Source organism: bacterium, assembly GCA_030697795.1.
GTDB lineage: Bacteria > Patescibacteriota > Minisyncoccia > JACQLN01 > JACQLN01 > JACQLN01.
This window is the reverse complement of sequence record JAUYOV010000007.1, coordinates 1-26059: the sequence shown is the minus strand read 5'-3', so window position 1 is coordinate 26059 and position 26059 is coordinate 1. Positions and strand designations below refer to the sequence as shown.

The 26059-nt window shown below is 37.2% G+C and carries 33 protein-coding genes, 3 tRNA genes and 1 pseudogene; 24 read left to right on the top strand and 13 right to left on the bottom strand.

What is annotated here, in order from left to right; all coding sequences use genetic code 11:
• The first annotated feature begins 85 nt into the window (after positions 1 to 85).
• From Q8Q95_03280 to Q8Q95_03210, 15 genes are all read left to right on the top strand, one after another.
• Entirely contained in the window at positions 86 to 1126 is a 1041-nt protein-coding gene (locus Q8Q95_03280; GenBank protein MDP3764616.1) for an AI-2E family transporter, read from the top strand.
• The gene (locus Q8Q95_03275) at positions 1107 to 1487 is read left to right on the top strand and encodes a hypothetical protein (GenBank protein ID MDP3764615.1); all 381 of its coding nucleotides are present in this window, start codon (positions 1107 to 1109) and stop codon (positions 1485 to 1487) included. The genes Q8Q95_03280 and Q8Q95_03275 overlap by 20 nt, the downstream gene beginning before the upstream one ends.
• Before the next feature lie 26 nt (positions 1488 to 1513).
• Positions 1514 to 2167 (top strand): peptidylprolyl isomerase, encoded by a 654-nt coding sequence (locus Q8Q95_03270; protein ID MDP3764614.1) that lies wholly within the window; start codon positions 1514 to 1516, stop codon positions 2165 to 2167.
• Positions 2168 to 2287: 120 nt separating this feature from the next.
• The gene (locus Q8Q95_03265) at positions 2288 to 2962 is read left to right on the top strand and encodes a hypothetical protein (protein MDP3764613.1); all 675 of its coding nucleotides are present in this window, start codon (positions 2288 to 2290) and stop codon (positions 2960 to 2962) included.
• 196 nt (positions 2963 to 3158) lie between these two features.
• A complete protein-coding gene (locus Q8Q95_03260; GenBank protein MDP3764612.1) occupies positions 3159 to 3491 on the top strand; it encodes a PBECR2 nuclease fold domain-containing protein in 333 nt (110 codons plus the stop codon).
• A gap of 1 nt (position 3492) precedes the next feature.
• Positions 3493 to 3903 carry a hypothetical protein gene (locus Q8Q95_03255; GenBank protein ID MDP3764611.1) on the top strand — a complete coding sequence of 137 codons (411 nt, stop codon included), beginning with the start codon at positions 3493 to 3495 and terminating at the stop codon, positions 3901 to 3903.
• Positions 3904 to 4095: 192 nt separating this feature from the next.
• Positions 4096 to 5466, top strand: coding sequence for a peptidoglycan-binding domain-containing protein (locus Q8Q95_03250; GenBank protein ID MDP3764610.1), 1371 nt, complete (start codon positions 4096 to 4098; stop codon positions 5464 to 5466).
• A gap of 14 nt (positions 5467 to 5480) precedes the next feature.
• On the top strand, positions 5481 to 6062 hold the full coding sequence (locus Q8Q95_03245; GenBank protein ID MDP3764609.1) for a hypothetical protein: 582 nt from the start codon (positions 5481 to 5483) through the stop codon (positions 6060 to 6062).
• A 147-nt stretch (positions 6063 to 6209) separates the two neighbouring features.
• Positions 6210 to 6407 (top strand): hypothetical protein, encoded by a 198-nt coding sequence (locus tag Q8Q95_03240; GenBank protein MDP3764608.1) that lies wholly within the window; start codon positions 6210 to 6212, stop codon positions 6405 to 6407.
• Positions 6408 to 6719: a hypothetical protein gene (locus Q8Q95_03235; GenBank protein ID MDP3764607.1), complete on the top strand. Its 312-nt coding sequence runs from the start codon at positions 6408 to 6410 to the stop codon at positions 6717 to 6719.
• 4 nt (positions 6720 to 6723) lie between these two features.
• Positions 6724 to 7224, top strand: coding sequence for an NYN domain-containing protein (locus Q8Q95_03230; GenBank protein MDP3764606.1), 501 nt, complete (start codon positions 6724 to 6726; stop codon positions 7222 to 7224).
• A 139-nt stretch (positions 7225 to 7363) separates the two neighbouring features.
• Positions 7364 to 8512 (top strand): glycosyltransferase family 4 protein, encoded by a 1149-nt coding sequence (locus tag Q8Q95_03225; GenBank protein MDP3764605.1) that lies wholly within the window; start codon positions 7364 to 7366, stop codon positions 8510 to 8512.
• Positions 8513 to 8550: 38 nt separating this feature from the next.
• Entirely contained in the window at positions 8551 to 10200 is a 1650-nt protein-coding gene (locus Q8Q95_03220; protein MDP3764604.1) for an FAD-binding oxidoreductase, read from the top strand.
• On the top strand, positions 10201 to 10887 hold the full coding sequence (locus Q8Q95_03215; GenBank protein ID MDP3764603.1) for a M23 family metallopeptidase: 687 nt from the start codon (positions 10201 to 10203) through the stop codon (positions 10885 to 10887). It abuts the gene before it with no gap.
• An 80-nt stretch (positions 10888 to 10967) separates the two neighbouring features.
• A complete protein-coding gene (locus Q8Q95_03210; protein ID MDP3764602.1) occupies positions 10968 to 11357 on the top strand; it encodes a hypothetical protein in 390 nt (129 codons plus the stop codon).
• 80 nt (positions 11358 to 11437) lie between these two features.
• Here the strand turns inward: Q8Q95_03210 and Q8Q95_03205 are convergent, their stop codons facing one another.
• The 9 genes and pseudogenes from Q8Q95_03205 to Q8Q95_03165 all read right to left on the bottom strand — a co-directional run bounded on the left by Q8Q95_03205 (position 11438) and on the right by Q8Q95_03165 (position 16636).
• Positions 11438 to 12493 (bottom strand): trypsin-like peptidase domain-containing protein, encoded by a 1056-nt coding sequence (locus Q8Q95_03205; protein ID MDP3764601.1) that lies wholly within the window; start codon positions 12491 to 12493, stop codon positions 11438 to 11440.
• Between the two features lie 184 nt (positions 12494 to 12677).
• On the bottom strand, positions 12678 to 14459 hold the full coding sequence (argS, locus tag Q8Q95_03200) for an arginine--tRNA ligase (GenBank protein ID MDP3764600.1): 1782 nt from the start codon (positions 14457 to 14459) through the stop codon (positions 12678 to 12680).
• A gap of 87 nt (positions 14460 to 14546) precedes the next feature.
• Positions 14547 to 14729: a ubiquitin-like protein UBact gene (locus Q8Q95_03195; GenBank protein MDP3764599.1), complete on the bottom strand. Its 183-nt coding sequence runs from the start codon at positions 14727 to 14729 to the stop codon at positions 14547 to 14549.
• Positions 14730 to 14918: 189 nt separating this feature from the next.
• A pseudogene (locus Q8Q95_03190) lies at positions 14919 to 15521 on the bottom strand (NYN domain-containing protein).
• A gap of 148 nt (positions 15522 to 15669) precedes the next feature.
• A tRNA-Ala gene (locus tag Q8Q95_03185) sits at positions 15670 to 15740 on the bottom strand.
• 6 nt (positions 15741 to 15746) lie between these two features.
• The gene (locus Q8Q95_03180; GenBank protein ID MDP3764598.1) at positions 15747 to 15989 is read right to left on the bottom strand and encodes a DUF2283 domain-containing protein; all 243 of its coding nucleotides are present in this window, start codon (positions 15987 to 15989) and stop codon (positions 15747 to 15749) included.
• Positions 15976 to 16230, bottom strand: a complete 255-nt coding sequence (locus tag Q8Q95_03175) for a DUF4258 domain-containing protein (GenBank protein ID MDP3764597.1) — start codon at positions 16228 to 16230, stop codon at positions 15976 to 15978. Before Q8Q95_03175 ends, Q8Q95_03180 begins: the two co-directional genes overlap by 14 nt.
• Positions 16231 to 16239: 9 nt before the next feature.
• A complete protein-coding gene (locus tag Q8Q95_03170; GenBank protein ID MDP3764596.1) occupies positions 16240 to 16524 on the bottom strand; it encodes a DUF5652 family protein in 285 nt (94 codons plus the stop codon).
• Positions 16525 to 16564: 40 nt separating this feature from the next.
• Positions 16565 to 16636, bottom strand: a tRNA-Arg gene (locus Q8Q95_03165).
• Positions 16637 to 16776: 140 nt separating this feature from the next.
• On the opposite strand from Q8Q95_03165, the gene Q8Q95_03160 reads away from it, so the two are divergent.
• The 4 genes from Q8Q95_03160 (at position 16777) to Q8Q95_03145 (ending at position 18343) form a co-directional block, all read left to right on the top strand.
• Positions 16777 to 17388: an RNA polymerase sigma factor gene (locus Q8Q95_03160; protein MDP3764595.1), complete on the top strand. Its 612-nt coding sequence runs from the start codon at positions 16777 to 16779 to the stop codon at positions 17386 to 17388.
• 34 nt (positions 17389 to 17422) lie between these two features.
• Entirely contained in the window at positions 17423 to 17776 is a 354-nt protein-coding gene (locus tag Q8Q95_03155; GenBank protein ID MDP3764594.1) for a hypothetical protein, read from the top strand.
• Positions 17777 to 17952: 176 nt separating this feature from the next.
• Positions 17953 to 18228, top strand: a complete 276-nt coding sequence (locus tag Q8Q95_03150) for a hypothetical protein (protein MDP3764593.1) — start codon at positions 17953 to 17955, stop codon at positions 18226 to 18228.
• A 28-nt stretch (positions 18229 to 18256) separates the two neighbouring features.
• Positions 18257 to 18343 (top strand) — tRNA-Ser (locus Q8Q95_03145).
• A 39-nt stretch (positions 18344 to 18382) separates the two neighbouring features.
• Here the strand turns inward: Q8Q95_03145 and pyrB are convergent.
• Positions 18383 to 19333, bottom strand: a complete 951-nt coding sequence (gene pyrB / locus Q8Q95_03140; GenBank protein ID MDP3764592.1) for an aspartate carbamoyltransferase — start codon at positions 19331 to 19333, stop codon at positions 18383 to 18385.
• A 91-nt stretch (positions 19334 to 19424) separates the two neighbouring features.
• Between pyrB and Q8Q95_03135 the strand changes: the two genes are divergently transcribed.
• The 3 genes from Q8Q95_03135 to Q8Q95_03125 are packed head-to-tail and all read left to right on the top strand — an operon-like array spanning position 19425 to position 21269.
• Complete coding sequence (locus Q8Q95_03135; GenBank protein MDP3764591.1) at positions 19425 to 20759, top strand: Mur ligase domain-containing protein; 1335 nt, start codon at positions 19425 to 19427, stop codon at positions 20757 to 20759.
• A gap of 23 nt (positions 20760 to 20782) precedes the next feature.
• On the top strand, positions 20783 to 21034 hold the full coding sequence (locus Q8Q95_03130; GenBank protein ID MDP3764590.1) for a type II toxin-antitoxin system HicB family antitoxin: 252 nt from the start codon (positions 20783 to 20785) through the stop codon (positions 21032 to 21034).
• 4 nt (positions 21035 to 21038) lie between these two features.
• Positions 21039 to 21269, top strand: coding sequence for a type II toxin-antitoxin system HicA family toxin (locus Q8Q95_03125; protein ID MDP3764589.1), 231 nt, complete (start codon positions 21039 to 21041; stop codon positions 21267 to 21269).
• 97 nt (positions 21270 to 21366) lie between these two features.
• Here Q8Q95_03125 and Q8Q95_03120 read toward each other — a convergent pair whose 3' ends face one another.
• Positions 21367 to 21768: a hypothetical protein gene (locus Q8Q95_03120; protein ID MDP3764588.1), complete on the bottom strand. Its 402-nt coding sequence runs from the start codon at positions 21766 to 21768 to the stop codon at positions 21367 to 21369.
• Positions 21769 to 21869: 101 nt separating this feature from the next.
• Here Q8Q95_03120 and infB point away from each other — a divergent pair, with 101 nt between their 5' ends.
• Complete coding sequence (infB, locus tag Q8Q95_03115) at positions 21870 to 23396, top strand: translation initiation factor IF-2 (GenBank protein MDP3764587.1); 1527 nt, start codon at positions 21870 to 21872, stop codon at positions 23394 to 23396.
• A gap of 164 nt (positions 23397 to 23560) precedes the next feature.
• Positions 23561 to 23908: a ribosome-binding factor A gene (locus tag Q8Q95_03110; GenBank protein ID MDP3764586.1), complete on the top strand. Its 348-nt coding sequence runs from the start codon at positions 23561 to 23563 to the stop codon at positions 23906 to 23908.
• Here the strand turns inward: Q8Q95_03110 and uppS are convergent.
• The gene (uppS, locus tag Q8Q95_03105; protein ID MDP3764585.1) at positions 23905 to 24618 is read right to left on the bottom strand and encodes a polyprenyl diphosphate synthase; all 714 of its coding nucleotides are present in this window, start codon (positions 24616 to 24618) and stop codon (positions 23905 to 23907) included. The two genes, Q8Q95_03110 and uppS, sit on opposite strands and share 4 nt — an antisense overlap.
• A 414-nt stretch (positions 24619 to 25032) precedes the next feature.
• Positions 25033 to 26059: hypothetical protein (locus Q8Q95_03100; GenBank protein MDP3764584.1), on the bottom strand; the 1027-nt coding region annotated here is incomplete at its 5' end.

Below are 26059 nucleotides of genomic sequence, written 5' to 3'. Positions count from 1 at the left end.
AGTGATTAAACACTCGGTGTTCAATCAGTAGGCTATTAAGTTAGCAATTACTGCTATATAATAGGCATATAATTACAAATTACATATGTCAAATGATAAACAAACTCAAATTTACTTCTTTGTCGCTATTTTTTTAGCGGTGCTGGGCCTTAATTTGGCCATACTCCTTCCTTATGTCGGTGCGGTGGTTATTGCTTTAACATTGGCCACGATATTTAGCCCTGTTTATAGAAAAATAAATAACCTTTTAAATAACAGAGAATCTTTGGCTTCTCTGGTTACAGTTTTTTTAGTGCTTTTAATTATAATTATACCCATAGCTTTTTTGGGCACATTAGTGGTTAAAGAATCTAGCGTTGTTTATTTAATTTTTAAAGATGGCAGTGGTGAAGCTTATGTTAATAATTTAAATCGAATTATTAATTCTAAGCTCCAGCTTATTTCGCCCGATGTTTCTTTTAACGTAAAATTGGCTTTTGAGAAAATAATGGATTTTTTTGTACGTAATTTAGCTGGAGTTTTTTCTGGTATTTCGGGCGCTGTTTTTTCTTTGTTTTTATCTTTAATGGCTCTTTATTATTTATTTAAAGATGGCGGTAAATTTAAAAAAGTTATTACAAGCTTAAGCCCACTTAACGATGAATACGATGATGAAATTTTTAATAAACTGGCTCAAACTGTAAGCTCGGTGGTCAAAGGTTCGCTCTTGGTGGCTTTGTTGCAGGGCGTTCTTTCTGGTTTAGGTTTTTTGTTTTTTGGAATACCCAACCCGGCCATTTGGGGAGCTATCGCCATAATCTCGGCCCTTATTCCTATGGTGGGTACGGCTTTGGTTTTAATTCCTGCCGTAGTTTATTTATTTAGTATGGGGTCGGCTGGCGCGGCTTTCGGTTTGTTGTTGTGGGGTTTAGTTATTGTGGGTGGCATAGATAATCTTTTACGGCCCAAGCTTTTTGAGCGAGGCATTAATATTCATCCATTTTTTATTTTGATTTCCGTTTTAGGCGGCTTAGAATTTTTTGGCGCTATTGGTTTTTTATTAGGCCCATTATTGCTTTCTTTAATGTTTTCGCTTTTAGATATATATAAAAAAGAATTTAAGAGCGATGTTGAACAAGTTTCCTAAAACTAGCTTTGGAGGTTGGAAAAATCCCCAAGACGATAAAAAATATTCTTGGACTCGCCATGTAGTGGGCAAGATGCAATATTATAGGTTGTCGGAAAGTATTATCAAGCGGATTATTCGGATGCCCAAAAGGGTAGAGAATGGTGTGGCCGAAAATACAGTGGCGTGTATGATTCCCCGTAAAAGCTCTGCGAGCTCACGGGGCAAGCCATCTAAAGGAGAAGAACTATGGGCGATGTATCAATTACAGGGTAAAAGAAAGCATATTATTACAGCTTGGCGTTATCCAGGAGTTAGCCCAATTAGAGATCAAATTCCCATTCCGCAGGATATTTTAGAAGAACTTAAAAATTTGGTGTGATCTAGCGAAATTATTATTAAATAAAAATGAAAATATTCACAATAGTTTTAATAGGCATGGCTGTGCTTTTTGGGGGATATAAATTAATATTTACCAAAAAAAGCGAAGAAGTTAAAAACATAGAAACAAAACCAATGGAACAAAATTCAGAAAAAATAAATGTTGTTTTTGTTACATCAAAAGGTAATATAAAACTAGAATTAGATTCTACTGTTGCGCCAAAAACTGTAGCTAATTTTGTTAAGCTATCTAAAGATGAATTTTATAATGGCACAAAGTTTCATCGCGTTATTTCTGATTTTATGGTTCAAGGCGGGGATCCACTTTCCAAGTCGAATGATCCCCGAGTAGGTTCTGGTGGGCCGGGTTATCAATTTGAAGATGAAATTAACCCCAAATCAATTGGAGTTAGTGATGCTACGATTCGTCAACTAGAGTCGGCTGGATATAAATACAATTATAATCTCAAGTCTTTACCAGTTGACGTAGGCTCTATCGCTATGGCCAACTCTGGCCCCAACACCAACGGTAGCCAGTTTTTTATCGTTACATACAAAGCTCAAACTCACTTAAACGGTAAGCACACTGTTTTTGGTAAAATAGTAGATAACGCCAGTATGGCGGTTGTCAGAAAAATAACTCAAGGGGATGTTATCCAATCGGTAATCGTATCTCAATAAATCCAAAATAATGAAAAATAAAAAGCTAGTTATTGATATTATCTTTATAATCATTCTTACTGTTTTAGGAATTATTTTAGTCAAAACCCAAATCCTGCCCCGTTTGAGCGGGTTTTATAAATGAAAACAATTGCTTATTATTCCGGAAAAATCGAGATAAAAAAGGGTGGGTGTTATGTTGGAGAACAAAAAATAGATTGTCCCAAAACAGGCCAATCGCTTTTTGAAAGACCTTTCATGCAATCCAGTGTTTACGAACCAGGCACAAGCAATTTAGTTATCTTACCTTCCAACCCATCCTGGGACATACGAAATGATTTTGTATTTATTCCAATCTTTTTAGCGATAGTTTTGAGTTTTTTTATCTTGGCGATATTTAAGATCAAAGTTTTTGGCAAAACCCTGGGGGAATACATAAAATCAATTTGGTATTTTATTGCGATAGCCATCGCCGCGGTCCTTTGGCAATATTTAGTTGGAGTAACCCTAGAAGGCAACTCGCTACAACTTAGAATAAGCCAGTGGCTATGGGAAGCGATGGTTTTGGCTTCCGCCTATAAGCTAAGTAAGATTTCAAATTTTGGTTATAAAAATATGTTTTTTCTGGGGGTCTTGTATAGTTTAATCATTCATGGACTAAAAGTTGCGATAAGATATTTCTTCTACGAAAAAACTCTTTGGTATGCGTTGGACAGATTTTTGTACGGGAGCTTGTTGGTAATGCTTATCGTGGTAGGGCTGGGTTTTGCCTTTATTTTGCTTCGAAATAAGAAACAAGTTGGAATTTTACATTAGATCCAAAGTTGGTGTGTGCTAGCAAGTGTTAGTATGGGCAGTTTTTACTAGCAATGGGTAACGGCTCAACGGGTTTTGCCGTTGAGCCGTTATAAAATTAAGTGTCAAACCCTCGGTGTTTAACATAAAATAACATTCTCACATTCTGCAGAATGTGAGAATGTTGTAGAATCTATCAAAATATAATAGTATTCTGATGCCAGAAAAGAATATATTTAGCGTAGTTGATTATAGAGGTAAGACGGTTGTTTTTACTAAGAAAAAATGGCAGGAAAAACAGTCCGATCATCCCGAATTACACAAAAAAGCTTTCATAAATTGTTTAAAAAGGACCATAGAAGATCCAGAGGAAGTTTGGCAGGATTACCAAGACAAGAAAAACAAAAGGTGCTATTATAGGAAATATTCAAGTTCTAGCTATGCTAAAGTTGTTGTTTGGATCAGACACAGTCCATGTAGTGTCGTAACCGCTTATGAGATTAGCGATATTAAGGAGAGTAGATATTCAGATTTAAAGAAAATATTATAAAATGCCCACAACTTTAGAGGAAAAAAAGAATATACTCAATTTTGTCCATAATCTTTCTGATACTGTAAGGGATCAAAAATGGATCTCAAATTACGATGCAGAAAATGACTCTTTCGCGATGAGAGTTCCTGATTTGTCTAAAAATTCTCATAAAAAATACTTTAACGATGAGTTCGCTTTTTATTTGAATAAAAAGAACGAAGTTGAAGGTATTTTTATAGAGTATTTTATGAGTAATTTTGTTACTCATCACAGGGATTTTAAAGCTATTACCAAAAATTTTAAACCCAAAAAAAGAAAATCAATACTTGAATTAAAAAAGAGTGAGGTTAATAAAATCGCACCTGAACTAGAATCTATAATAATTAACTCTCTGATACTAAACTCAAATCTTCAAAAATCAAGATTATAAAAGAAACTCAAAACCCCGCCTATTGGCGGGGTTTCTCGGAGGCCTAAGCCCTAATGACTACAGTATATTAAGAAACAGATTTTGTGTCAACAAACCGTCTAATGGTCACCATATACCTAAGCTTGGTGGGTCGGGTAAGGGGGTGTTATGATCTGGCTTTACTTTGATACCTTGCGGGTATATCCTAAAACCATGAAAAGGTATCTTATTTTTGCTTTAATTTTACTAGCGCCATTGTTTGCTTTGGCTCAAACTTTTGAGCGAGATCTTCGTTTCGGTTTACAGGGCGATTCTGATGTTATAAAACTTCAAGAATTTTTAGCCGATAGAGGATTATATTCTGGTCCAATCACTGGTAACTTTTTCTCGCTTACACTTAAAGCGGTAAAGAAATTGCAAACACAGGAAAATATAAGACCAGTTTCTGGCTATGTAGGTGCCAAAACTAGAGAGAAACTAAACCAATTATTTGCTTTAGAACTTAAAGATTCAGATCAACAAGCGAACACTGAGAGTGTCGCACCTGTTTCTGTCTCAACTGCACCAACAAAAACCGAAAACAACAAATTGAATGTATTGAGTTCGGTAATGGAACAAGTAGCTGCTTTGCAAAAACAGCTTGATTTATTACTGAAGAAAACTCCAATCCCTCCAGCGCAAACAGTTACTGTACCAACCCAGACGCCGACTACTATATTCCAACCAACACCCCAAAGCAATATATCATCCCAAACAACTTTAATGGAAACATTAAAAATTTCATCGGTTAATGTTGTGCCAGATATGACATCTGCAAAGATTGAGTGGGTAACAAATCGACCTACCGAAAGTAAATTATATCTTTCTGGCGGTGGGCTAACATCAAAGCTGTTCATTTCGGAAACAGGATATTCTACTAACCACTTTTCAAATATAAGTCAGCTTGTGCCTATAACAGATTATTCTTTCCAAATTACGGCAATTGGTAATAGTGGCCTTGTCAGCTACACAGACGATTTCAAGACGAAAATACCACCCCCACAATCCCCAACGCTCGATTTTGCTCCGAGACAGAGTTTTAATCCTGAGTCTGTAACTGGAGTATCGTTAGGAACTGTTGGGAAGCTTTATTGGAAATCAGCTTATACTACTTCCTGCACTGCGTCTGGAGCATGGATTGGTGAAAAACCAATTGTAGGAGAAGAAGTAGTCGCTTTTTCGCAAGTAGGGCGTTACACTTATGTACTTACTTGCATTGGAAATGCGGGGGAAAGTGTTGCTAAAAATGTTTTAATCTCTGTTAGAGATCCAAAACCACACATCATTTTCTATTTTAATGATATTCCTGCGGAAACTTTTTCTGGGAAGGTTGGAGAAACAGTAAAATTGAGATGGGAAACTTCAAATACGGGTGGTGCTAATAATTGTACAGCATCAAATTCATGGAGTGGAAGTAAATATATTGGCGGTTCGCAAAATATACTTCTTGAAACTGCGGGTGAATTCTCTTACTCACTTACCTGTATAAATGCAAGTAGCGGAGAAGGGAGAACTAATACAGTGGCGATAACAGTTATTCAATAAGTGTTTTATTACTAATGTTTGAGAAAAAAATTATTGTTCGAAACAATAATCAAGAAGAATTACTATGGGAATTAAAAAATAAGTCACCGCATATTGTTGGAGTAGATGGTGAAACAGGTGTTGGAAAAAGCACTAAAATAGCCCAGTGTATTCGTGATCGATTTGGTGGAATTATAGTTAGTGTTGATAATTACCTAGAAAAAGATAAGGGTGAATATATAGATTATATTAACTACAGATCTTTATGTCAGGATTTATCGACTTTTGCAAAGCAATCAGAGCCGTTAATTATTGAGGGTATAATGCTTCTTGATATCTTAGAGAAAGTTGATATAAATCAAGACTATCTCATCTATGCCTGTCGTAGTATGTGGCTTGATGATTGGACAGGTGAATATGGGAATTATTTTAATTGCGGATCATTAGAAGAAATAATTAAGCAACAAGAAAGTATTGTAAAAATCATTGACCCAAAGTATCGGATGGGGGGAGGCACAAAAGAAATTTATGAATATACTCATAGGCAGAAACCCTTTTTAAGGGCAGATGCGATATGGATTTTTGATGTACAATCTTCGGTGTTTAACATGAAATAACATCCTTACATTCTGCAGAATGTTGGCCAACTGCAGGTTTTGTACGTGTGGACAAGGGTATAGTAAAACTTTGCTATAATTTGGGTATATAAGATCTAGCTAACTTTGTATTGACATGTTTTTGTTTATTTTATAGAATGTACGGTCATGAGAAATTTGAATAAGAAACTAAAAAATCTAGTCAGTTTAGACCAGAAAATCAACAAGTTGCCGCCATTATCTGCGGTGGAGGAACAGACTGTAGAATCGGAACAACGATTTGAGGCTACTTACTATTCAAACAAACTAGAAGGCAATAAACTTTCAAAGGATGAAGCGCGGAAAGTTATATCATCTAATAACTAAATGACAGTTCCGCTAAGCAAAAAAGATCTCGATGTTCTTGAGGAAAGAGGCTATTGGAAGGCCTCTTCTTCGTTACATAAGAGAATTAAAAGATTGATACGAAAGAAGTTACCCTTAGAAATTAGCTATATTAGAGATGCTCATCGAATAATTTTTAACGAGTCAAATCAAAATGCTGTAGCAGGTAAGTATCGCCAAGATAACCCAGAACTAAAAAGAATTGACGGCACCCTTTTAGCTATTAGCCATTGGCATGATATTCCTAATAAAATGGCCGAACTAAATCCCCGAAGGGTAACCCTTCGGGGATAGAAAAATGAAAAAGAAGGAAAATAATTATGCGTTTATAGATAGTCAGAATGTCTATAAAGGGATTCAAAGTTTGGGCTGGGCGTTGGATTGGCTACGTTTTCGTATTTATCTTGCCGAAAAGTATAAGGTTAAAACTGCGTATCTATTCATCGGTTTTATACCAGAGCATAATGATTTATATGATGAACTTCAAAAAGCTGGTTTTGTGCTCAAGTTTAAGCCAGTGCTTCCAGACGGCAAAGGCGGTGTGAAAGGCAATATAGATGCAGATTTGGTTTTACAAGCGATGATCGATTATCCAAATTATGATAAAGCGATCCTTGTAACAAGTGACGGTGATTTTTATTCTTTGGCGCGTTATTTATATGATAATAAAAAGCTAAGCGCTGTTTTAAGCCCGCACATAAAAACATGCTCAAGTTTGTTAAGGAAATCGGCCAAAGAAAAGATGTTTTATATGGATACCCTTAGCCAAAAGTTAGGTAAAAGAAAAAGCACCGCTTAAGGACAAAACCCTAAGAAGTGCTTCTTCATGTGTATGCCTCATGTTAGCAGGTAGCTTACTGTAGGTCAATAAGCTTAATAAATGGCCATTTTTTGATACAAAAGAGTATTTTTGCGTGTTAATATCTAAGCACATCAAAATGCATAAAAAGCTATTGTTTGTCATAACTCAAGGAGTAGTAGGCGGAGCGCAAAAAAATGTATTTGATTTAGCTAATAGTTTTAAAACTTCTTACGAAGTTTTTGTGGCTATGGGAGGTGAGAAGGATTCGAATTTGGCTAGCAAATTAAGCGCTCAAAAAATACAAACTCATCATCTAAAATTTTTAGGTAGGGATATAAATATCCTTGATGATTTTTTGGTGTTTTTTGAAATATTAAAATTATATAAAAAAGAAAAGCCGGATATTGTGCATTTGCATAGTTCCAAAGTTGGTTTAATTGGATCACTGGCCGCGTTCTTTTATAAACTAAAAACTAATAACCATAAACTAAAAACTGTGTTTACGGCCCATGGCTGGATTTTTAAGGAAGATATATCTAGCAAAAAACGTTTTGTAACAGTTTTTCTTGCTTGGTTAGCGGCTAAATTTCAAGACAAAATTATTTGTGTTTCTGAAGATGATTTTAATAAAGCTCTTAAGCATAAAATAGCTCCAGCCAGAAAACTTTTTATTGTTTATAACGCTGTTAATAAAGAAAATTTTTTAAGCAAAGGAATTGCTAGGGCCGAGATCAGTAAAATGATAGGTAAAGAATTATCAGAAGATGATTTTGTAATAACTAATTTTGGTAGGTTATATAATAATAAGAGTTTAAATTATTTAATAGAATCTATTAAGGAATTAAAACAGAAGGTAATTCTAGTTATTTTTGGCGATGGACCAGAGCGTCAAACGCTCCAAGGAATGGTTGATAGTTATAAATTAGGAAACAATATTTTTTTAGTTGGTGATAAATCAAATGCTTCACAATATCTAAAAGCGTTTGATGCAATGGTTTTGAGCTCTACCAAAGAGGGTTTTCCGTACGCTCTTTTGGAGGCGGGTATGGCGGGCGTGCCTGTTGTAGCTACCAATGTTGGCGGTGTGGGCGAGATAATAAAAGATGGTGAAACAGGTATCTTAATTGAGCCTAAAAATGTTGAGGTTTTGTCTAAATCTATTTTAAAAATTTATAACGACAAAGAATTTAGCCAAAAAATATCTGTTAATTTAAAGAAGATAATTGTCAAAGATTTTAGTTTTGAGAACTTAATAGAGAAAACCGATTGGATCTATAAAGCTTAGCTACATTCCATAGCCAGCTAAATGTTATAATTGAACTAATGGAGATTGGTTCAAAAATTAAGGAGTTTTTTAAAGGAGAAATAACAACTAGTGAAACCGACTTAGAAAAGTATAGTCGGGATGCTAGTTTGTTTAAAATTAAACCTAAAGTTGTTATTTTTCCTAAAGATACTGATGATTTAAAAAATTTGGTTAAGTTTGTGTCCAAAAATAAGTCGCAAGACTCAAATTTATCTATAACTATGCGTTCGGGCGGCACCGATATGACGGGCGGGGCAATTTCGGAATCCATAATAGCCGATGTTTCTAAACATATGAATAAATTAAAGGAAGTCGGAAGCGATTATGCCGTGGTGGAACCCGGCTTGTTTTATAGAGATTTTGAAAAAGAGACTTTAAAAAAGGGCTTGCTTTTACCAAGTTATCCAGCTTCGCGTGAAATTTGCACGGTGGGCGGAATGGTTTCAAATAACGCTGGTGGAGAGAAGACGTTAGCGTACGGGAAAACCATAGATTATGTAAAAGAATTAAAGATTATTTTACGAGATGGCCAGGAATATACTTTCGGGCCTATTTCGGCAGACCAGTTAGAAGCCAAGAAAAATCTAGAAAATTTAGAAGGGGAAATATATAGAAAAGTTTCGGATCTGGTAATGAATAATTACGAGGCGCTACAGCAGGTTAAGCCTAAGGTTAGTAAAAACTCTTCGGGCTATTATTTATGGGATGTTTATAATCCAAGCACAAAAGTTTTTGATCTCACTAAAGTTTTGGTGGGTTCTCAAGGCACGCTGGGAATTATAACCGAAATTAAATTTGGCTTAATAAAGCCAAAAAATAACCGCCGGTTATTGGTGGTATTTCTTAAGGATTTAAAGCGTTTGGCTGAAATAACGCACAAGCTTTTAGAATTTAAACCAGAAAGTTTAGAATCTTACGACGATCATACTTTTAAGATTGCTATTAAACTTTTACCGGATCTGGCTAAAAAGTTAAAAGGCAATATATTTAGATTAGGTTTTAATTTTTTGCACGAATTTTGGCTTATTTTTACCAAGGGTATGCCCAAGTTGATTATATTGGCAGAGTTTTCTAGCGAGACCGCGGATATGGCCTATAAAAAAACAAAAGCCGCTGAGAAGGCTTTGGTGGGGTTTAAGTTAGATACTAAAATAACTTTGCCGGGCTATGATACAGAAAAATATTGGGTAATTAGAAGAGAGAGTTTTAATTTTTTACGCCAAAAGATAAAAAATCTACGTACCGCACCTTTTATAGACGATATTATTGTAAACCCAGATCATTTGCCAGAATTTTTGCCTCAGCTTTATAAAATTTTAGATGGCTACCCCATAATTTATACCATAGCTGGGCATGTGGGCGATGGCAATTTTCATATAATACCTTTAATGGATTTAGCTGATCCCAAGACCAAAGATTCCATACTTAGCATAAGCCGCCATGTTTACGACTTATTACTTAAGTTTAATGGCTCTATTACTGCCGAACATAACGATGGCTTAATAAGGGGGCCATATTTAAAACAATTTTTTGGTAGCGAGGTTTATAAAATATTCGAAGATTTAAAGAATATATTTGATCCGGCTAATATTTTTAACCCTGGCAAAAAAATTGGTTCTAGCTTGGCCTACGCCTTAAAACATTTTGATACCAACGAAACAAATTAAATGATATTAAAAATTTTAATATTAATACTTTTTACTGCTTTGGTTGCGGGAAGTATCTGGACAAATTATTCTGATTCTAAAAAAACAGCTAATTTTTCCGAAGAAGAGTTTATAGAAAAAACTTTAGAAAGTTTGGGCTATCCATCGTATGCTAGCGCTAGTTCTGCTTTTAGAGCAACTAACGGAGAAATATATTTGCCCATAAAAAATTTTTATAATAACCAAACAGTAAACCCGTTTGGAGTTTATCGTGCGGGCCGATTTGTAGGTTATCATTCAGGTGTAGATATAGAAATTGAAGAAGAAGATTTAGATAAAAATATTCCAGTTTATTCAATTTATGGGGGCGAGGTAACTAAGGTAGGCGAGGCCAGCGGTTATGGCGGGGTGGTAGCTATAAAACATAATTTTGAAGGTAATAAAGATTTAACCAGTGTTTATGGACACCTGCGTTTAAGGGATATTAAAGTTAGCGAGGGGCAAAAAATAACTTCTGGTTATTTAATAGGCTACTTGGGCGCGGCTTACACTAGCGAGACCGCAGCCGAAAGAAAACATTTGCACTTTGGGCTTAGTAAAAATTCAGACCTAGATATTAAAGGTTATGTGGATACTTTAGCGGAATTATCCAACTGGCTTAATCCAAGAGTTTTTATGACACAGGCTAATGCCAAAGAAAGAGAGTAATTAATGACTTTACTTTTTAGTTTTGTCGTCGTATATTCTTAATATAAGGCAGTTCTTTACTTGTTGTTAAGGAGGCAAATATGATAAAAAACGCGGTATTTCCTGGTGCTATAGGACGTGAAGCGGTGTCTTTGGTTAACGCTCGGCCCATAGCAGCACCCTTGATAAAAGCAAGGTTTCTTGGCACTAGATATGACCCTCAAGGGGCTATAACGCCTGAATTTGGCTCTAGAGTAAATACTCCAAAACCCATAAAAGTAGAAAGGCAGGGTAATAGTATGAAAGTAAATAATGTTGATTTTCAAGCAACCTCTCTAAAGCTTACTCGAAAAGGTGGAGGCATACCCAATTTTACTATTGAAAAACAAAAGACTAGTTTGACTGATAAGTTGACTGAAAAAATCGGCAAGGTCAGAAAAGCGACCCAAAAGGGTGCGGGTATAGGTAGAAATACTGATTTCTCTGCTTAACAACAAAAATAAAAGTCCCGACGTAGTATCGGGGCTTTTTTATTCCGCACTTTTTTGGTTAAAAAAGTGCGGGGGTTATTTTAAAACTTTCTTTCTTCCAGCATCAATTTTAGTTCTAATTCTCCGCCGTTTCGCAAAACTTTAAGTGGCACGCTTTCGCCGATTTTGCAGTTTTCTAAAACATCTTGCAAGTTTTTTTCGCTGGTTAATTTGGCGCCGTTAAATTCTAATATAATATCTTTTTCTTTTAAGCCAGCTTTGTCGGCTGGGCTATTTTTTACCACGGCTTCATCGCCGGGCGCATTTTCTTTCATAACATAAGCACCGGCTTCAACCGGCAACTTCAACTTATCTTTCATGTCTTTGTTTATAATTAAATATCTTACGCCTAAGAATGGTTTTCGTAGTCGGCCGAACTTTTTTAAGTCTTCTAAGTCTCTGGCCGCAGAATTTATAGGGATGGCAAAGCCAACATTTTGGGCGCCCAGTATTACGGCTACGTTTATGCCAATGGCTTCACCCCGCATATTAATTAAAGGCCCGCCCGAATTGCCGGGGTTAATAGCGGCGTCGGTTTGAACCAAGCCACGCAAAAAAGAGGGTTCGCCGTTAAATTCATTTTGAGCGGTAATGAATCTGGATAAACCCGAAACCACGCCAGCCGAAACAGTATTTTTAAATTCGCCTAAGGTGTTACCAATAGCTACCACAGTTTCGCCTAGGTCCAGTTTATTGGCGTCGGCTAGTTTAACGTAAGGAAATTCTTTATTGTTTTCTATTTTTAAAATAGCAATGTCGTTTATGGGGTCACGGGCTAAAACCTTGGCCGGGAAGTGATAGTCGTCTTCGGTTACCACAGTATAGGTAGCTTCGGGGTCTTGGACTACGTGTTTATTGGTTAAAACTAAGCCATCGCGGGAAACTATAAAACCCGAACCGCCGCCCACTTTTATTTTTTCGTGGTCTTTAGGAATTTCTTTTTTAATTTCCCCAGAATTTTTTTCTGGCGGAGTTAATACGCCACCTTCGCCAAAGTAAGGCATCTGGCTTAGCATTTCTTCGGTAATTTCTTTGGTGATAACAATGCTAACAACCGCGGGCTTAACTTTTTTGATGGCTTCAACGATTGGGTTCATGCCAATTTTATTTGCGAGCAAGGCGAGCAACTATAAAGTTGAGCACCCAGCACCTTTTTATATGTTTATAATGTTTATATTATATCAAACTTTGTTATCGAAACAGAATTTATCATTGGGTCTATACAAAAAAAGGTGCTGGGCAAGGTTTTGTTACCGCTCACTTCGTTTACGAACAAAGCCCTCACATCCTCTCCGTCACTTCTATGCCCAGAAGTTCTAGACCCGATTTTATAATACTACACACAGCTGTTATTAAAGCCAACCTTGAAGCACGCACTTCTTTTTCGGATTTAAGAATAGGCGTAGTTTCATAAAAATGGTTTACTTTCTCGGCTAGTCTTAGTAAATACTCGGCTAGGTGGTTAGGTTCGTATTTAATGGCGGAGTCGGTTATGATTTCGGAAAAATGGATTAAGTGGCGCAGTAAAGAGACTTCTTCTTTTTCTTTTAATAGCTCAACATTAAATTTTATAATTTTACTTTTATTTTTTCTTAAAATACTTTTGAGCCGAGCATAAGAATATTGAATATATGGGGCCGAAGCGCCTTTGAGGTTTAGCATTTTGTCCCAATCAAAAACGATATCGCTTAAGCGATTTTGCGAAAGATCAAAGAATTTAACTGCGCCTAGGCCAACAATCTTGGCAATTTTATCTTTTTCCCCAGCACTAGACTTGCTCCCGCCTCCGCTAAAGCTACTGCGGACAAGTCGTGTGACAGTGCGGGGCTTTGCTTTTTGAAATGATTCAGGATTAAGTTTATCTATAACTTTTCTTGCTCGACGTACTGCTTCGTCTAAAACATCGGCTAGGGGAATAAGCTTGCCTTCACGCGTGGCGAATTTTTTGCCAGTGGAATCTAAAACCATGCCAAATTTAACATGTTGCATATTTTCTTTTTTGGCATAACCCAGCATTTCGGCGGTTTTAAAAACTTGGTTAAAATAAAGCGTTTGTTGGCTGGCCACCACAATAATTATTTTAGAAGGATGCCATTTTTGAACCCGATATTTCATTTGGGCAAGGTCTCGAGTGGCATAAAGTGTGGCGCCGTCGGATTTTTGTAATAGTAATGGTGGAGTATTGTCTTTAAATTTAACAACCAGCGAGTTGTTTTCGCCACGTTCGGCAATTTTTTTATTAGAAGCGTCTGCAATAACTTGTTTTAAATAGGGTTCGAAAAAACTTTCGGCAAAAACCAAAGGAATTTTAATGCCTAATTTTTTATAAACTCTATCGAAATCTTTAAAAGATTCTTTTCTAAATAAATGCCAGATTCTTCGGTTTTCTTTATTACCTTGTTCTAGTTTTCTAAATTCCAGCCGAGCTTCTTCTTGCAATGTTTCGTCGTTTTCAGCTAAATGGCTATATCTTACATAGAGATTTAGCATTTCTTTAACGGGCGAGACTTTAAATTTTTTAGCATTACCCCACTTTTTATAAGCGGCTATTAAAGAACCAAATTGTGTGCCCCAATCGCCAGGGAAGCTCATAGCTAAAACTTTATAACCCAAAAAGTTATACATATTAACCAAAGATTGCCCGATTATGGTTGTGCGTAAATGATGCACGCCCATGGGTTTAGCAATATTAGGCGAAGAATATTCAATAATTATTGTTTCTTTCTTTTTTAAACCACTGCCAAATTTTTCTTTCTTTTTAATTATTTCTTTTAAAACCAAACCCAAACCCTTGGTGTCTATAAAGAAATTTATAAAACCCGGCGACGCAATTTCTGTTTTTAAGCCATTTTTTAAATTCCACTTCTCTAATTCCATATCAATTATATGGGCGATTTCCAACGGATTCTTTTTTAATATTCGAGCTAACACCATGGCTATGTTGGAAGCATAATCGCCATGTTCTGATTTTTCTGGTATATCAACTGAAAAATCCGGCACATTTTTTAAGCCGAATTTCTTGGATACAGTTTCACTTATAGTCTGTTTAATTTGAGATTGCATTATGAGCCAATCTTATCAATTTTGGTATTTATGGGCAATGTTTTGAATATAAAAAGAGGGAACAGCGTAAAGCTGTTCCCGTGGGGATTATTGACCGATGTTTTGCGGATTGGCGTATCTTCTGGCTTTGTCTCGCGGAACTTGGTTCATTCTTCGAAGGACTCTGCCCACGTCGGGTCGATTAATCTTGGGTCGACGAGGACCGTCTTCTGGTTCGTGAGGATCTTCTTCATCAATTGGCTTCGCTGGGCGACGCGATCTTTCGGTCATAACGCCACTCCTTGTTTGGGGTTTAGAAGAACTAGCTTAAATGTTATCTAAAGCTAAGCAATATTTTTTATTTGAGTCAATTAAATCCCCCGAAGGGTAACCCTTCGGGGGGAATTTAGAGTGATGCCGTTACGTATTAAAAGATCGGAATGTTATTTTTTCAATTCCATAATCTTATTTCTCTAAATCCTAGAGTGAACTATTGGTATTATCTAGTAATGTTTCTGGTAGGTAGGGCATTATATCTTCGCTTCTCAAAAGAATTGTATTATTGGATGTCTTTGTTAAACCGAACGATTGTCCTTTCGGTGTTCCAACATAGCAGACATGCTTATTAAGTGATCTGGCTTCTTCTACTGCTGGTACTAAATCGGTATCAGAACTTAACAAATACGCAATATCGTATTTGTTTTCTCTGGCAAGTCTTATCATCTATACTGCTATTCTTACATCTACACCTTTTTCGTGGAAGCTTTTATCTGGGTGCTGTATTAAATTACCTAATACCACGGGTATATTTTGTTGCTGTAGTTTTGCCAGTAGTTTTTGTTGATTAGCATAAAGTTTTTCAGATTTATCTTTGTTGATTCCATTTTTTCTTCTGATGTCGCCAACATAATATCTTATTTCAACCAACAGGTTTTCTTTTACTAGGTTTGTGCAGAATTTCCGATAATCAAAATCTAGTAACTTAAAAATCTCTGATTTCTCGGATACAAAGTCTTTTAATTTATAGTAGAAGTTATTTCCATCTATAAAAACTAAAGCTCGGTTTTTAATTGTTTGGTCCATAAATTAAAACTGCCGTCCTGGCTTGCGCCAAGAAGGCAGTGAGATTAGTACCCGCAGTGTAGCAGATATCTGATCTGGAAGTCAACTTGGCTGTTGATAATTGAAACTATATCATTTTGCCAAATACTAAGCGAGTTAAACGTGTCTGTGGACCTACGGGGAATCGAACCCCGACCTCATCCATGCCATGGACGTGTCATACCACTAGACTATAGGCCCGTCGTATTATCTAGAAACTGGAACCGTCATTCTTTTATTGGCAGTAAATTCTTCGCGGACCAAATTATCGGCTTTTTTAATAAAACTGCTGGCATCCAGGATTTCGAACAAAACAGGTGTATTATCTTTGGAAAAATGCACCACCATATTGCCGATTTCTTCGGCAAAATCAATAGGTTTAGCCGAAACCTCCCAACTTAAGACATCGGCATCAGGTTCGTAACGCAATTTTAATTTATTTTTTTTCATATTGTGTTTTTCTGCCAGGATAGAAAGTTATTATTTTTTTATTCCCGCCTTCTTTTTTATAAACTACCCTTAAAACATGGCTCTTGTCAAATCTCACTTGTCCAATTAGCAAAGGTGAACGGGAATGGTCTATTGTGTCTGGTTTAGTCACAGCTTTTATAACTATATTTTTTGATACTAAAATCTCGTGTTTTTTGAGGACAGTGAATTTATCCAAAGCGTGTTTGGTAAAAATAACCATAGACAAATATTATAGTTTCTTTTTTTTACTAAAAACGTAAATATACAAGATTTCTAGTATACCCAGAGTGTTGATTAACAACAAGGCTATAAACCAAGGCTTGCTGTTTAAATGGGCCGCTCTCCACAATGCACGACCCTTCCAATATATGCTCCAAACTATAAACAGTGCGAGCATTAATCCTCCCAAAGCTACACCGATGATTGCCATAGGAACAGTCCAGTTGCCAAAGTAGGTGTTCCAGTATGTTGGATCCATCATGTTGTTGTAGCCGTAGCTAAATCCATTCATCATAAATTTAATAAATTATTTTAATAATCGACCTTGTACAATGTGCCCCCGCGAGGAATCGAACCTCGATCCGCACGTTAGGAGTGTGCTGTTCTGTCCATTGAACTACGAGGGCTGAAACTAAATAAGATCATAACAAATTAGACCATTTATATAAACCCAGCAGAGTTGTGACCATATTGATTTTTGAGGTGTTTTATAGTATAAATAGGCCAATAACAAAAACAAAAATAACTCATTTGTTTTTCTCCTTAAATGGCTTATTTAGATAACAAACCTGTAAAAGATCGTTTAGTGGGCGGTAGGCCTTTAGCGGAAGCTAAGGACGAAGCGATACTAACTGCATCCTTAAGAAACCCCAACTTGTTTGGGGTTTTGGTAGATAAATATCAAGATGCTTTTATGCGTTCGGCTCAAAGAGTGGTTAAAACCCGCGAAGATGCCGAAGATATTGTTCAAGAGGCTTTTACCAAGATATACAAAAATGCCAAGAAGTTTAAAAAACAGGAAGGCATAGAATTTAAAAGCTGGGCTTACAAGGTTTTAGTTAACACTTCGTACACTTTTTATCAAAAAATTAAAAAGAAGCAAGCGGTTTCGATGGAATTTTTCGAAACCTATAAATACGACATTATGGATGAAAAGGGAAACCTTAAAGCAGATTTAGAAACAAAAGAGATTATTAATAAGGTTCTATTAGAATTACCGGACGAACTAAAAAGAATCGTAGAAATGCATTATCTTAAAGACTTATCTTACGAAACAATTTCTAAACAAGAAAAAATAAGTATTCCAGCTATTAAAATGAGATTGTTTAGGGGCAGAAAGTTGATGCAAAAAACTTTAGACGATAAAGAATTAAATTAGAAACTTTTATCAAATATAGAAGTTATAATAAACAATGAATAACCAACAGTTAAAAAACAAAATAATGAGAAGGGTTTACGCGACTTGGTTTTGGAATAAATCAAAACCCCTTTTGTTTTTACAGTTTCCGTTAACTGCTATATTTTTAACCATACAGCACGAATATGTGGCTTTTAGAGCTGTGGCCAACAATGCTTTAACTTCTTTAAATAGCCCAACCAGCGCAGTAGATTATGTTGTATCGGCTTTTCAAAACGCAGAACCGTTGGTGGCTTTCTTGGGAGTAGCGATAGTCTTGTTTACCGTACTCGCCTTAAACAGTATTGCTAGAAATGTTTTAGCCTTATCTGGCATGAATGCAAAATCTGCAATCAGAATCGACAAATAACCTTGTCACCTAGGTGTTTTAAAAAGGTCGGTTATTAGTCCAATATAAAAGGCTTCTAACATTGCGTTAGGGGCTTTTTTATTGGTATTCTAGAAGGTAGAATATAGTAGGTTGATTGTAGCAAGAGAAATTTTTCTACTTTCTACTTTCTACTATCTATTTTCTAAGTACTATTTATGGAATCTGACATAAAAGAATTATTAAAAAAGAATTTAGAAGCTTCGGAGCGAACCTTGCATTTGGTGGAAAAAATACACCGCGCCGCTTTGTGGGCCAAATTTTTTAGTTTACTCAAATGGGCTATTATAATTGGCGGTTTGGTGTGGAGCTACTTGGCTATCCAGCCGTATCTCCAACAGCTCTTGGGCATTAGCCAGCAGGTTGGTAGTTTACAAGATTCTCTGCCCAATGATTTTGACATAGGGAGTCTATTAAAAAACTTCTCGAAATAATTCCTGATTGGATTTTGCCGAGAAATAGGGAAGCGTGCTAGAGAGGTTGAATAGGCCGCACTCGAAATGCGGTATGCCCGCAAGGGCATCGGAGGTTCGAATCCTCCCGCTTCCGCATAAGAAACCCGCCCCGACTTTTGTCGGGGCGGATGTTTTATAGGGAGCGAAGAACCCATTTTAGCAGAGCCATTCTTATAAACATGCCGTTGCCGGCTTGTCTAAAATATTTGGCTCTAGGGTCTAAATCAACTTCGGGTGAAATTTCATGATTTCTCGGCAACGGATGTAGCACTATCGCCGAAGATTTTAAGCTTGCCATTTTTTCTGGTGTTAAAGAAAACTGCCTTTCTGATTCTCCGCTCATTTCTGAACCACGTTCTTTCTGTATTCTTGTTTCATAAATCACATCAACTTCTTCAAGATCTGGCCAGAAATAGTTTACTATTTCAACCTCAACTTCTTTTTTCTCTAAATAGGCAAGAATATCGCCGCCGATAGCTAAGTTCTCGGGCGAAGAAAATATAATTCTTACCTTTTTAAACTTTGCCAAAAGATAGGCAAGCGAACGAACAGTTCTACCATTTAAAAGATCGCCGACCATCATTACAGTAATTCCATCGATACGACTCAAACATTGTTTTATGGTGTAAATATCTAGCAATGCTTGTGTAGGGTGTTGGCCTTTGCCGTCGCCAGCGTTAATTATTGGTACTGAACTTACAGCAGCTGCGCGTGCAGCGGCTCCAGTCTCGTGATGGCGCAAAACGATAACGTCTGGGTAGTATTCGCAAAGTACACGGATAGTGTCTTCCAAAGTTTCGCCTTTAACTGTTGAAGAAAATTCCTTGGCGTTTTCTGTCCAGCAAACATTCATGCCGAGTCGTTGACCGGCCAGAACAAAAGAGGTTCTGGTGCGCGTGGATGGTTCGTAGAATACAGAAAGCATGGTTCTTCCTTGAAGATTTCTTGCGGTTTTAAAAATGCCCAGATGGTTCTTTTTTTCGACTTCTTCACGTAAACCATCTGCTTCTTCGAATATTTCTTTCATAAATTCTAGGTTAAACTGTTGAGCTTCTAGTATATGACGCAAATCCTGATTTTCCATGGTGTTCCTCCTTGTTTGTTAGAAAAGAGCATTGGCCTAATAGCCAAAGGAATATTAGCAAAGTTATTTCAGAATATGCAATAATTCTTTTATGAGAAAGAATGTGCATTTTATTGGAATTGGCGGGATAGGTGTTTCGTCTTTGGCTCAATATTATTTGGCTACCGGTTGGAAAGTTGGTGGTTCGGATGCCGAAAAGAGTGAAATAACGGATGATCTTAAAAAAAGAGGCGTAAGAATTTTAATTAACCCAAAAAATATTAATTTAAAAAATATAGATTTAGTTATTCATTCTGCAGCTATTAAACCCGATCATCCAGAACTTTTAGAAGCAAAAAAACTAGGAATCAAAACTCAATTATATTCCGAAGCGGTAGGTGAACTAACCAAGAAGTATTTTACAGTTGCCGTAGCTGGTTCACACGGCAAAAGCACGACCACAGCTTTAATTGGCTTAATTATGGTTGAGGCTGGGCTGGATCCGACTATAATAATTGGCACTAAACTCCGCGAGTTGGAAGGACCGCCCTTCCAGGAAGGGCGGTCCTTTTCTGGTGGGAATAATTTTCGACTAGGCCAGAGTAAATATTTAGTTTTGGAAGCCGATGAATATGCCCGTTCGTTCCATAATTATTTCCCAAAAATTGCGGTGTTAACAAACATAGATAAAGAACATTTAGATATTTATAAAAATTTAAACGGAGTTTTGGTGGGGTTTAAAAAGTATCTAAAGAATGTAGATAGTAGTGGGTGGATTGTGGCTAATGGAGAAGATAAGAACATTAATAAAGTTCTAAAAAGCTATAAGCTAAAAGCTAGAAGCTACCCGATAATTTGGTATGGCAAAGGAAATCATAAATTATCAATTCCCGGCATACATAATCAATTTAATGCCGAAGCGGCGTGGCAAGCGGTTAAGTTGTTGGGGGTTAAAAAAACTGTTGTTGATAAAGTTTTTATAAGTTATCAGGGCGCGTGGAGAAGGTTAGAAAAATTAAAAATTAAAAATGAAAAAGTAAAAAGTATTATTTATTCGGATTACGCACATCACCCGACCGAGATAAAAGCCACGCTTCAGGCTCTAAAAGAAAAATATCCAAAAAAGAAATTGATCTGTGTTTTTCAGCCACATCAGCAAGACAGATTAAATAGATTATTTAAAGATTTTATAACCGCGTTTGACGTAGCAGATAAAACAATTTTGTATCCTTTGTACAAAGTTAAAGGCAGGGATACTATCGGTAAAACATCAGAAGAGCTATCTAAAACTATTCGAAAGCCAGAAGTTTTTTATGCTTCCGATTTTAAAAAAATCTTAAAACTATTGTCTAATAATCTAGCCTCTAATTCAGTAATTGTGTTTATGAGCGCCGGGAGTTTGGACGGTAAGGTCAGAAAGCATTTTTTGCAGAACTTTATTTCTTGATTCCAACATGCTATGTTTTAGTCATGGAGTCATATGCTTTCAGAACCATTATAGAGCCCGAAAAACCCAGAGGTTATCATGGGTTTGTTCCGCTTTTACGGGGTGTGCATACTCATGGCAATACGTTGACGGAAATAAAGAAAAATCTCAAGGAGGCAATTATATGTCATGTTCAAGGGTTGTTAAAAGACAGAGAAAAAATTCCTCAAGAGAGTGAGACGTTTGAACTGGTTCAAACTTTTTCGGAAAGAGAATTAGCCGTCAGTCGAAAATAATTTTGTGCCCAAATTGCCAGTTATAAAAGTTCAAGAATTGATCCGGGTTTTAAACAAACTCGGATTTTTTAAATTTCACCAAGTCGGCAGTCATGCCCAGTTTAAACATTCCGATGGCCGTAAGACCACTGTGCCCATTCATTACGGCCGAGATGTAAAAAAGAAAATGTTGAGAGGAATTATTGGTGATCTTGATATTTCTGTTGACGAATTTATTGTTTTTTTGAAAAAATAGCAATTTTCCCAAATAAAAATCCCGCGTGCGGTTTCGCACGCGGGATTGACTTACTATGATTGAAGTCGAACTCCAATCATACTGCAAAACTTCAAGTTTAATTGCTTCGGTCTTTCATGGGAGGTGCTTCCGATTTTTCGAGCATTTCTTGTGGGCTAGAAAAATCGTGGCCGAATTCAACCTCCTCGTTCAGGATCGCCAGTACTTCTGTTAGTCCTTTTTCTTCTGCCAGTCTTTTGATTTTTTCAACTTGAGCTATGGCGGTCCGCAGTTCTTCCTTCATAAGGTCGAATCTGTATTTAATAGCTTCTCCAATTTCATTTTCTGTTTCTTCTAAACCTAAAGAAATATAAAGCATTCTTCCACCGTGGTTTAATAATCCTGTTGTGGCGTGATGTCTCACTATACGTAAAAGGTTTAATAATCCGCCTTTTTCCTGGCCATGACCAATCCTCCTTGTTTTTAGGGGTTTGAAAGAACTCTCAAAGCTTAACTCCATGTTATAAAAGTGTCAAGATAGATATTTTTAGAAAACTGTGGTAATGTTGTTTTACTAGATTTTGCCTCATTTAAAGGGCATTTTTTGTCGCTTATACACGTATGTCCACCTATACTCAAACTCAAAATATGAGCGTTTCTAAAGCCGAAGTTAGACCTCCGGTAGTTGTGGTTATGGGCCACGTGGATCACGGCAAAACCACACTGCTCGATGCCATTCGCGAAACCAATGTGGCCGAAAAAGAAGCTGGCGGAATAACTCAATCTATAGGAGCTTACGAAACCAATCGCAATGGGAAAAAGATTACGTTTATAGACACGCCAGGGCATGAAGCCTTTTTTGCGATGCGCGAACACGGGGTAAAAGTAGCCGACATTGCTTTGGTGGTGGTGGCAGCCGACGATGGCGTAAAACCTCAAACCAAAGAAGTTATTAAACATATTTTAGAAAGCCAAGTTCCGTTTATTGTTGTTATAAATAAAATAGATAAACAGGGTTCGGCCATAGATAGAGTTAAAAAGGAACTTTCCGAAAATGGAGTTTTAATAGAAGAATGGGGCGGCAAAGTTCCTGTGGCTTTGGTTTCGGCGCGCGACAAAACAGGCATCGCAGAACTTTTGGATTTAATTTTGTTGGTAGCCGAAATGGAGGAATTAAAATACGATTCCAAAAAAACTGGCGAAGGCTATGTTATAGAATCTAATTTTGATGCTCGGCGCGGCGTGGTGGCCACTATTGTTATAACAGATGGTGTTTTAAAAACCGGCGATTTAATTGTTTGCGGTACAGCTTATGGATCTATAAAAATGATGGAAGATGACGCTGGAAAAACTATTGCCGAAGCTTATCCCTCCAAACCCGTGTCAGTTATTGGGCTCGCCGATACTACACCCATGATAGGCGAAAAATGCATTGTGGTTTCTAGTGCAAGCGAAGCCGAAAGTATTGTAATCGAACACAAAAAAAAGCACGAGGACTTTTTAGAAAAAATTAAAATAGAGCCAACCGGCCAAGCCAAGGTTTTAACTATTGTGGTTAAAGCCGCGGCTCTAGGTTGTTTAGAGGCTTTGATAAATACATTAAAACAAATAAATTCGGATAGAGTTGGTTTAAAACTTTTAAAATGCGATGTGGGTGATATTGGCCAAGCCGATGTAAAAAAAGCCGAAACTACCGGTGCTAAAATTGTGGGTTTTAGGGTTAAGGTGGGCAGAGATAGTTTAAATTACGCCGAACAGCGCGGTGTAGAAATAAAAACTTTCGATATTATTTATGACTTTATTCAGGGAGTTAAAGATTTTATGAGCCATCTTTTGGAGCCAGAAATTATAAGGGAAGAGATTGGTCAAATAAGTATTTTAGCTATTTTTAGAACGGAAAAACCCAGAATGGTAATTGGCGGGAAAATATCCTCTGGGCGTTTAAAGAAAGGAATTAAATTTGAAGTTAAAAGAGATGATAAAATTTTAGGCTTAGGCAAAATAACTGGGTTGCAAAAAGGCAAAGAACCTCAAGATGAAGTTAGAGAAGGTAACGAAGCCGGTTTACAAGTAGAAAGTGATACCATAATTGCTGTGGGGGATACTTTAGTGGCCTTTGAAGAAGAAAAGAAATACCCTGAATTGTGAAATGTCTAATGTCTAAATCCCCCTACTTCGCTGAAGCTTCGCAGGGCAAGCAATTTCTAATCAAGACCCAATGTCTAAATCACAATGTCTAAAAAAAGATTTTATCATTAGTCATTTAATCATTTGAAATTGATTTGTCATTAGAAATTAGATATTAGAAATTTATGTCGTCCCAAATAAGACTAGATAAAATAAACGAGTTAATTCATAGATTCATCGCAGGTTATTTACGTCGCGAGTTAGATGTTGATGCTTTGGTAACAGTTTCTAGTGTTACTACTACGGGCAATATACAGGATTGCACTATTGGTATAACAGTTTTCCCCTTTGAAAAATCTAAAGAGGTTTTAAAAGAAATACAGAAAAATATTTACGAAATACAGCAAGAAATAAATAAAAATTTAAAAATGCGTCCTGTGCCTAAGATAACTTTTAAAATAGATGAATCTCAAGAAAAAGGCGATAAGGTTTTGAGAGTTTTAGATAAAATAGAAATCAAAAAAGAAGACTAGGCGCCTAAGCGGCGTTGGGTTTGGGAGTAATTACCTAGGGCTGTTTCTAGCTCTTTTTTGTTAAAATCGGGCCACAATGTTTCGGTAAAATAGAGTTGGCTATCGGCTACGTCCCACATCATAAAACCGGCGCTCCAGTGAGGTTCACCGCCAGTGCGAACAACTAAATCAATAGTCGGTAAATCTTTGGTGTATAGGTTGCTTTTAACTAGTTCGGGTGTAAGTTTGGTGGCTGAATTATTTTTATCCGCCAGCTGGCGGATTTTTTCTAAAGCATTTAACATTTCGCTTTTGCCATCGTAAGCCAAAAGAAAAGTTAAAAAGTGTTGGCTATAGTTTTTCGTCTTTTCTTTGATGCGATACAAAATTTCTTTTATGTCTTCTGGGAACATTTTTTCCCAAGAACCAAGAAAATCAACTTTGATTTGATTGCTATGGGCATAGCTATCTTTTTCAAAATCTTTAAAAGCCATTTTAATCAGCTTAAAATAAAAAGAGACTTCTTGAGGATCTCTTTTTTTAATATTGTCTTCGGATGAAGCCCAGAAGGTAAAATGCTTTATACCAACAGCAAAAATATCTCTAGTAATTTGTTTTAATGTTTTAGCGCCGGCTTCATGGCCCAGCCAAGGTTTTAACCCTTTAATTTTAGCCCAACGGCGGTTGCCATCGGGGATAACAGCTATGTGATTAGGCAGATTGGGTATCATTATTATTTAACAATTAAAAAACAGCATTTGTTTTGCCATTTTTTGTTTAGGTTATTTTAATATCATAAGAGTCTATACAAGGTGTGTCTCTTAAAGGAGACTCGCACTTATTTTAGCAAAAATGGAGGCACTTTACCTAGTCACGCGGGTAGTCAGTCACTCCTTGCCCGAATGACTAGGGAGAATTGCTAAAAGCCCTATTAAACATTACCTTTTAGACAGCACCACCTCGCAAAATCAAAAGCCGACTTCACTCCGCTCCGTCCTGCTGGCCGTCGCTCCGTGAAATGTCGCGGGGTCGCGTCTGGTGGCTCGGCCTTCCTCTCCTGTTCTGCTATTTCTTTTTGCTCGTTGGTGGGGGGGGGAATAAATCGTGATTGAAAAATAAAACTCAAGGCCGTATGGCCGAGAAAATTATTTTTCAAACCAATTTTTTAGTTTTTCTTCCACAATATCGCGTGGAGTAGCGTAGCGTTCCCGAGATATTCTCAAAACAGTATCTCGCTCCGCTTCGTATCCGGTGAGCTTGAGCGGCGGCATAGTGATCGCCGAGAAAGCGTGAGACATTTTCCCGTCTATGAGGAGCCGCAGGGCAATATGATGATTGTCCAAGTGCTCCAAGTCTTCGCTCGTAAATACGGGCTTCATTTCTTCCGCCAGTTCTTTGGCGTCATAGCTCCCGACGCGGAAGGAAATGACGCTACCAACATTGCCGAAAACAGCGTGCTTTATGGCCTCCGGTAGCTGATAGAGGTATTGATGGGCAAGGTTCAAATTAAGGCGGTATTTACGGGCTTCGGAGAGAATAGACGGAAAAATGTCGGTCGAGAAATTCTGAAACTCGTCTATGTAGAGATAAAAATCTTGACGGGATTCTTCGGGTATACTTTGACGCTCCAAAGCGGAGAGATACATCTTAGTTATGATGGCCGACCCCAAAAGGTTGGATTTATCCTCGCCGACTTTTCCTTTGGAGAGGTTGGCTAATAGGATTCGTTTTTGATCCATGACAAAACCGAAGTCCACCGAGCTTTTGGGTTGGCCGACAATATTCCGCATTTGCGGAGAGGTAAGGAGTTGTCCCACTTTGTTTTGAACGGGCGAGATTATTTCCTTACGAAAACGGAGGTCGTAGCTCTCATAATCATCAACCCAAAACATTTTTACAATCGGGTCTTTGATGTTAGCAACGATACTTTTTCTATAAGTATCATCAACGAGCATACGATACACGCCGAGCAAAGTTTGCCCGGGCGTGTCCATCAAAGCCAAGACGCAGTTGTATAAAATGTGTTCAAGACGCGGACCCCAAAACTCTTTCCATAAGTGCTTGAAAACGGAAATGCGGGAAGACGCGACGAGCTGTTTTTCCTCGTCGCCCTTCGCTTCAAGGATATTGATAGCGACAGGGTGTTCGGTGTCCGCAGGATTGAAATAGACG

Coding starts and splice junctions, on each gene's coding strand:
- Q8Q95_03120 (MDP3764588.1), bottom strand. CDS start 21,768: ATGGAGTTAAGCTTTGAGAGTTCTTTCAAACCCCTAAAAACAAGGAGG.
- Q8Q95_03250 (MDP3764610.1), top strand. CDS start 4,096: ATGAAAAGGTATCTTATTTTTGCTTTAATTTTACTAGCGCCATTGTTT.
- argS (MDP3764600.1), bottom strand. CDS start 14,459: ATGCAATCTCAAATTAAACAGACTATAAGTGAAACTGTATCCAAGAAA.
- Q8Q95_03180 (MDP3764598.1), bottom strand. CDS start 15,989: ATGAAAAAAAATAAATTAAAATTGCGTTACGAACCTGATGCCGATGTC.
- Q8Q95_03160 (MDP3764595.1), top strand. CDS start 16,777: ATGGCTTATTTAGATAACAAACCTGTAAAAGATCGTTTAGTGGGCGGT.
- Q8Q95_03255 (MDP3764611.1), top strand. CDS start 3,493: ATGCCCACAACTTTAGAGGAAAAAAAGAATATACTCAATTTTGTCCAT.
- Q8Q95_03225 (MDP3764605.1), top strand. CDS start 7,364: ATGCATAAAAAGCTATTGTTTGTCATAACTCAAGGAGTAGTAGGCGGA.
- uppS (MDP3764585.1), bottom strand. CDS start 24,618: ATGATACCCAATCTGCCTAATCACATAGCTGTTATCCCCGATGGCAAC.
- Q8Q95_03230 (MDP3764606.1), top strand. CDS start 6,724: ATGAAAAAGAAGGAAAATAATTATGCGTTTATAGATAGTCAGAATGTC.
- Q8Q95_03260 (MDP3764612.1), top strand. CDS start 3,159: ATGCCAGAAAAGAATATATTTAGCGTAGTTGATTATAGAGGTAAGACG.
- Q8Q95_03220 (MDP3764604.1), top strand. CDS start 8,551: ATGGAGATTGGTTCAAAAATTAAGGAGTTTTTTAAAGGAGAAATAACA.
- Q8Q95_03245 (MDP3764609.1), top strand. CDS start 5,481: ATGTTTGAGAAAAAAATTATTGTTCGAAACAATAATCAAGAAGAATTA.
- Q8Q95_03275 (MDP3764615.1), top strand. CDS start 1,107: ATGTTGAACAAGTTTCCTAAAACTAGCTTTGGAGGTTGGAAAAATCCC.
- Q8Q95_03265 (MDP3764613.1), top strand. CDS start 2,288: ATGAAAACAATTGCTTATTATTCCGGAAAAATCGAGATAAAAAAGGGT.
- Q8Q95_03205 (MDP3764601.1), bottom strand. CDS start 12,493: ATGAACCCAATCGTTGAAGCCATCAAAAAAGTTAAGCCCGCGGTTGTT.
- Q8Q95_03135 (MDP3764591.1), top strand. CDS start 19,425: ATGAGAAAGAATGTGCATTTTATTGGAATTGGCGGGATAGGTGTTTCG.
- Q8Q95_03280 (MDP3764616.1), top strand. CDS start 86: ATGTCAAATGATAAACAAACTCAAATTTACTTCTTTGTCGCTATTTTT.
- Q8Q95_03195 (MDP3764599.1), bottom strand. CDS start 14,729: ATGACCGAAAGATCGCGTCGCCCAGCGAAGCCAATTGATGAAGAAGAT.
- Q8Q95_03270 (MDP3764614.1), top strand. CDS start 1,514: ATGAAAATATTCACAATAGTTTTAATAGGCATGGCTGTGCTTTTTGGG.
- Q8Q95_03150 (MDP3764593.1), top strand. CDS start 17,953: ATGGAATCTGACATAAAAGAATTATTAAAAAAGAATTTAGAAGCTTCG.
- Q8Q95_03130 (MDP3764590.1), top strand. CDS start 20,783: ATGGAGTCATATGCTTTCAGAACCATTATAGAGCCCGAAAAACCCAGA.
- pyrB (MDP3764592.1), bottom strand. CDS start 19,333: ATGGAAAATCAGGATTTGCGTCATATACTAGAAGCTCAACAGTTTAAC.
- Q8Q95_03155 (MDP3764594.1), top strand. CDS start 17,423: ATGAATAACCAACAGTTAAAAAACAAAATAATGAGAAGGGTTTACGCG.
- Q8Q95_03210 (MDP3764602.1), top strand. CDS start 10,968: ATGATAAAAAACGCGGTATTTCCTGGTGCTATAGGACGTGAAGCGGTG.
- infB (MDP3764587.1), top strand. CDS start 21,870: ATGTCCACCTATACTCAAACTCAAAATATGAGCGTTTCTAAAGCCGAA.
- Q8Q95_03235 (MDP3764607.1), top strand. CDS start 6,408: ATGACAGTTCCGCTAAGCAAAAAAGATCTCGATGTTCTTGAGGAAAGA.
- Q8Q95_03215 (MDP3764603.1), top strand. CDS start 10,201: ATGATATTAAAAATTTTAATATTAATACTTTTTACTGCTTTGGTTGCG.
- Q8Q95_03170 (MDP3764596.1), bottom strand. CDS start 16,524: ATGATGAATGGATTTAGCTACGGCTACAACAACATGATGGATCCAACA.
- Q8Q95_03240 (MDP3764608.1), top strand. CDS start 6,210: ATGAGAAATTTGAATAAGAAACTAAAAAATCTAGTCAGTTTAGACCAG.
- Q8Q95_03175 (MDP3764597.1), bottom strand. CDS start 16,230: ATGGTTATTTTTACCAAACACGCTTTGGATAAATTCACTGTCCTCAAA.
- Q8Q95_03110 (MDP3764586.1), top strand. CDS start 23,561: ATGTCGTCCCAAATAAGACTAGATAAAATAAACGAGTTAATTCATAGA.